This is a genomic window from Occallatibacter sp., assembly GCF_049802275.1.
Lineage (GTDB): Bacteria > Acidobacteriota > Terriglobia > Terriglobales > Acidobacteriaceae > Telmatobacter.
Map to the genome: position 1 here is coordinate 1 of NZ_JBARMD010000387.1, position 5078 is coordinate 5078.

5 protein-coding genes are annotated in these 5078 nt (G+C 57.5%); 4 read left to right on the forward strand and 1 reads right to left on the reverse strand.

Annotated elements, in window-relative coordinates; translation table 11 throughout:
* Positions 1 to 529: 529 nt before the first annotated feature.
* Entirely contained in the window at positions 530 to 1645 is a 1116-nt protein-coding gene (locus WA354_RS13625) for a lysylphosphatidylglycerol synthase transmembrane domain-containing protein (protein WP_472813560.1), read from the forward strand.
* On the opposite strand, the gene WA354_RS13630 is transcribed toward WA354_RS13625, so the two are convergent.
* Positions 1626 to 2318: a DUF502 domain-containing protein gene (locus WA354_RS13630; RefSeq protein ID WP_472813561.1), complete on the reverse strand. Its 693-nt coding sequence runs from the start codon at positions 2316 to 2318 to the stop codon at positions 1626 to 1628. The two genes, WA354_RS13625 and WA354_RS13630, sit on opposite strands and share 20 nt — an antisense overlap.
* A 117-nt stretch (positions 2319 to 2435) precedes the next feature.
* Here WA354_RS13630 and WA354_RS13635 point away from each other — a divergent pair, with 117 nt between their 5' ends.
* The 3 genes from WA354_RS13635 to WA354_RS13645 all read left to right on the forward strand — a co-directional run.
* Positions 2436 to 3116 carry a hypothetical protein gene (locus WA354_RS13635; protein WP_472813562.1) on the forward strand — a complete coding sequence of 227 codons (681 nt, stop codon included), beginning with the start codon at positions 2436 to 2438 and terminating at the stop codon, positions 3114 to 3116.
* A 321-nt stretch (positions 3117 to 3437) separates the two neighbouring features.
* A complete protein-coding gene (locus WA354_RS13640; protein WP_472813563.1) occupies positions 3438 to 4250 on the forward strand; it encodes a GvpL/GvpF family gas vesicle protein in 813 nt (270 codons plus the stop codon).
* Positions 4251 to 4595: 345 nt separating this feature from the next.
* A partial coding sequence (locus tag WA354_RS13645; protein ID WP_472813564.1) for a hypothetical protein occupies positions 4596 to 5078 on the forward strand: 483 nt, incomplete at its 3' end.

A 5078-nucleotide genomic window follows, 5' to 3' on the forward strand; every position in this document is an offset into this window, starting at 1 on the left:
GGTCCCGCTGCAGTTGACAGGTACCACGGTATTCCGCCTTACCACGAGACCCGCGCCTACGTAGCCCGCGTCATCCACGAGTTCAACAGCCGCGTGCTCGCGCGTGAATTGCAGGCGCGCCAGGGCCATGCACCGGTTGCGACCTTCGAAGCCTCCCCAACTCGATAAACAGCTTCCAACTCAATTGCAATCTGGATGCCTGAATGACGGCGGGGTGTGGGCAATTTGCATTTGGCCGGGTAAGGTTTCTCAGGGGCTATAAAGCCCTTTTTGAATTCGGGCCATTTACGGCATGCTTAAGCCTTGCCCTGATACAACTGCCGTCGCAGATCGAAGGCGCGCCATGCTTATTCAACTGCTGGTGTCGCTGGATGGCAAGCCACCATGGTTCAACTGATGGGGTCGCTGAACGGGAGGGACGCTGATTCAACTGCTGGTACCGCTGGACGGCAAGCCGCCTCATTTATGGGGAATAAACGAGAAGGGGCTGTTGCCCATAAAATGAGACTAAAGACCGAACGGAGAACGCTTGAAGAAGAAACAGTTGATCCTGGGCCTGGTTGTACTGGTTTTGCTGGTTGCGCTGGGGGTATACGGAGAGCACCGCTATCCAATCAATTGGCGTGAAGTTGTGTCTCAGCTTGAACAAGCCAACTGGCGCGATCTCGGAATCGGCATCGTTTCCATCTTTGTGGCCTTTGCGTTCCGGTCTGTGCGCTGGGCAGGACTCCTGAAACACCACCAGCGGGTTTCGCCCTTCTCCTTGATTGGCACCCAGGTGATGGGTTTTACTGCCATTGCGCTGATTGGCCGTGTCGCCGATCCGGTTCGTCCCTACCTGGTCTCGAAGAAGACCGGCCTGCCCCTCAGTTCCCAGTTCGCTGTGTACATCGTCGAGCGCCTCTTCGACATGGGTTCGATGGCCCTGATCTTCTCCATCGCCATGCTCTGGATCCCCGAATCAGCAATCGTTGCTGCCACAAGCCATTCCAAGATCGTGGCGACTCTCGGTGAGCATTTTCCATTGCTGGCGACCATCTTTGCGCGCTATGGCGGACTGGTGTTCACCTTCGCCGGCGCCCTCTTCCTGGTTGCCGTACGCCTGTACGGCCAGGCTGTAGCCACCTTCTTTGAGAAGACTTTCGGCCTGTTCTCGAAAAAGCTCGGAGCGGCCGCCGGCGAAAAGATCAGAACCTTCCACTCCGGCCTCGACACGATGCGCACGTTCTCAGAGTTCTCAGCCACGGCGGCGGTCTCTCTCGGCATGTGGGTGCTGATCGCCTTCGCCTACTTCATTACCTGTAAGGCCTTCAGCGGAAGTCCGCAACTCGCGGGGATCACGCCCCCGAAATGCGTCCTGCTGATGATAACCAGCGGCGGTGCAAGCATCTTTCAGTTGCCTATTCTTGGATGGTTCACTCAGATCCTGATCGTCGCAGCTGCGCTGGCAGGTTTCTTCGGTGCTTCGCGGGAGGCGTCGATGGCCTGCGCGGCTTCGCTGCTGATTGTTACCTTTCTTGCCGTCATCCCGGTGGGGCTGATCTGGGCGCAGTTTGAGCACGTCAGCCTGCGCAAGGTCGCGCACGACAGCGAAATCGCCGAAGAAATCGCCGTTGAACAGCCGGCTACGAACGAGGCCGAGTAAGCACCGGGCCCGCCTTCTCAGCCAGTGCATCCGGGTGCGAGAACACGAGGCTCTCCGGCGCCACCGCGCCTCCAGTCATCAGCATGCTCATTGCCTGCTCCATGGTCAGGTCAGTCATGGTCACCCGGCTCAGCGGCAACAGTTGCAGAAACGCCGACGTCGGGTTGATGGCATTCGGAAGCAGTACCGCCGCCAGTTCCTCGCCGGTGTGGGCGTCCATCAGCGTGCGGGTCAAAAACCCGATGCTCTTTTGCCCCGCAATCGGAAAATCCACCAGCACTATGCGCTGATTCGTATCCTTCTTCGCCATCATCGAGTCGAGCAGTTGCCGCACCGACGTATATACCTTGGTCACAAACGGTAGCCGCTCCAGCGTCGACTCGAACAGGCCGAGTGCCTGCCGCCCGATCACCAGCGAAGTCACACGACCCAGAACAGAGAGCACCGCCAGCGTCAGCAGCACCGCCAGCACCGACTGCATCCACGGCCGCGCCAGCCAATCCCCTGGGAAGATGGCCGCCAGCAACTGCACCAGGGGCAATCCCGCTTTGGCCAGGCTGCCGAGCACAAAGCTGAACACCAGCCAGGTGACAAACAACGGCCCAATTGTGATGATTCCGGCTAGTATGTTGCGTTGCAAACTCCGCAAAGGACGTGCAATTACAGGATTCACGTAGGGCTCCTGCTCCCAAGAATACGGGAGCGGCGTCACCGGTTTTTAAGAATTGGGCTTTTCGCCGGGTTCCCCTATATTGACCAGATTCCCCTATATTGAAGGGAGTGGTGCTTCATGATTGATCCCCTTGGCCCAGACCCCGACAACGCCAGTAGCCATCCCCGGCAGATAGCCCAAATTGTTTCCGAATTCGAGACCCCGGGATTGCTGTCTCCCCTTCGGCCGAAGGTCCGCCACGCCAACTACGACAGTCCCGAAGCAATCGTGCTGCGAACCCCACCGGCTGAGCCTGCCGCCAAGGTCAAGGCGGCCACGCCACCCCCGAAACCGGGTCCGACTGCCCTCGCCCGGTCCGTCCCCAAGCAGCAGAAATCCACGTTCGAACGCGCTCTCGGCATGGCCAGAACCGTTCTGCCGCTGGTCGGCAAAATGCTTCCCCTGCTCGAGGGCAACGTCGTCTCCGCCGCATCGAATTTGCTGCTCAATCACTCGGTGCAAGAGGTGGACCTCAAGCCTCTTGAGGAATCCATCGCCCGCATCCAGGCCGATCAGCGAGCCCTTACCTTCCACACCAGCGAACAAAAACGCGCCATCCGCCAACTGGAAGACGACTTCGCCGCACTGCAGGAGTCCGTTCAGAAAAACGCCGCCGACCAGGCCGAACTGATCGAGCACGTCGCCAAACTCGCCAAGCGCACGTCCTCTTTCATGCGCCTGGTTGTCATCCTGCTTGTCGTCTCCATCCTGTTTACGGCGCTTCTCTGCGTCCGAATCGCCTACATAATTCGCTATTAGGCTATGTCGCTCGTCCGACGTAATACGCCTGCGGATCTCTTCGGAAGAAGCAGGTCAGCCCGAAATTGAGCCCAGTCAATCGTATTTTTGGTTATACCAACATTAATTTAAGCTATATCGAAGCAATTTTAATCTCCACACTCACCTTTTATGATCTTCGTGATGGAGAACATTGCCAGTCGTCTTATACGCGGTCTAGTATTCACCCGTAGTCCAATTGGGGATGTTCCGCCCTGTGTCGAAACGCTGTTCTAACTGAGTTCACAGAGCTTCACTAACGAGCGGCGCGCTTACCGGCGTCCGCACACGGAGTGCGTCCATATGGCATGGTATGCCTACTGCATTGGTGAAAAACAAGCCTTCCCTGAATTAGCCCGCCACCGAAAACCCGTTCCGCTTGAATCAGTCCATGGAGTAAGCGGAAACCAGGTCTTCCTTTACCCAGCCAGTGACCTCGCCGTTATCGTCAGCGAACACAATCCGACAGAATCCTTAAATCAAAAATCGGGTGTGGATCATGCACGCGTCATCGCTGACTGTTTCAAACATTCCACCGTCCTTCCTTTCCGATTCGGCACGATCTTTAACGACGACGACAGCCTCCGCAAGTCCATCCGGTCGAATCAGCGTCAGTTCCTCGGTAACATCGACAAGCTGCGCGGCAAGACTGAGATGCACCTGAAGATCCTTGTGGACGACTGTTGCACCCGCGAGCTGGCCCAGATCTCGCAAGACAAAGTGGGTCGCGGTTACCTCACCAATCTTCGCGAAACGGCATCCCGGCAGCGCGAGCGCCAGACGCGCGCACGCGCCGTCAGCTTCCAGATGCATCGCCTCTTTATGCCATTGGATGAGGAAGTGAGCTGCCGCCTCACCGAGACCGGCAAGATGGTTCTCGACATCGCTCACTTGATCGATCGCAAGTACGTGGAGCGCTACCAGAACAAATTCACCACTACCAGCGCCATGATGCGCGATTGCCAGATGCAGCTATCCGGCCCCTGGCCCCCGTATCACTTTGTGCATCGCCTCACTCGCGGCGCGCACATTCCCGCCCAGCCTGTTGCGCTCGCGGAGCCCATTGCCACTGCGGTCCCTTCGTCGCCTCAACCCGCCGTGGCGGCGATGCTCTAACCGAATCGAAAGCTCAACCTGAAAGCCCGGCTCCGGCCGGGCTTTTTCCTGCTCATCAGCCTGAGTCCTGGTCGGCGCCGCCCTCTTGGAAGCAGATGCCGGGACAGAGTTGGATGCCGAAGCGGTTCGAACCTGCGTTTCCTTGTACCGTCAGGGAAGATTTCAACACTTGCTCCCGCAGGAAGAGCCGAATTCTCCCCGCCATCCGTCCGTAAACTGGCATATATGACAGTTCCCCAAAAACGCGCGCTGGTGTCTCCTCATAGTTGATCGCGCAGTCTCGCAGAATCCATTTTGAACCTGTGGAACTGAACTTCTGGCTGCGCTGACGAAAATGGAGGAACTATGAAGGCTATCGTCGGCTTGTTTGCAGTCACCTCTCTCTGTCTACTGTCGCCCGCTGCCATATCTCATGCCCAGGCGCTTTCACCGGCGCACGGGATCGACGATGTCGAAGTTGTAACGGTTCATGCAGTCGTCGACGGCGTTGACCTGGAAAAGCACAAGGTAAAACTGACCCTTGATGATGGAAAGACGAAAACCTACAAGGTCGACAAGTCCGCCGAAAATCTCGACCAGGTGAAGGTGGGCGATCATGTGACGTTTACCTGCACTGAAGAACTCATGGTGACCGTGAACAAAGCGGGTGAAACTCCAGCTGCCGCAGCTGCGGGCGTGGTGGGCGTTGCCCCCAAAGGAGCAAAGCCCGATGTTGTGATGGTGGATACGACGGCCATCAGTGGAAAGATCCTGGCCATCGATCCCGAAAAACGCAAGGTCACTTACCTGGATGCGGATGGCAAGAAGAAGACGGTCAAGGCGCAGAAG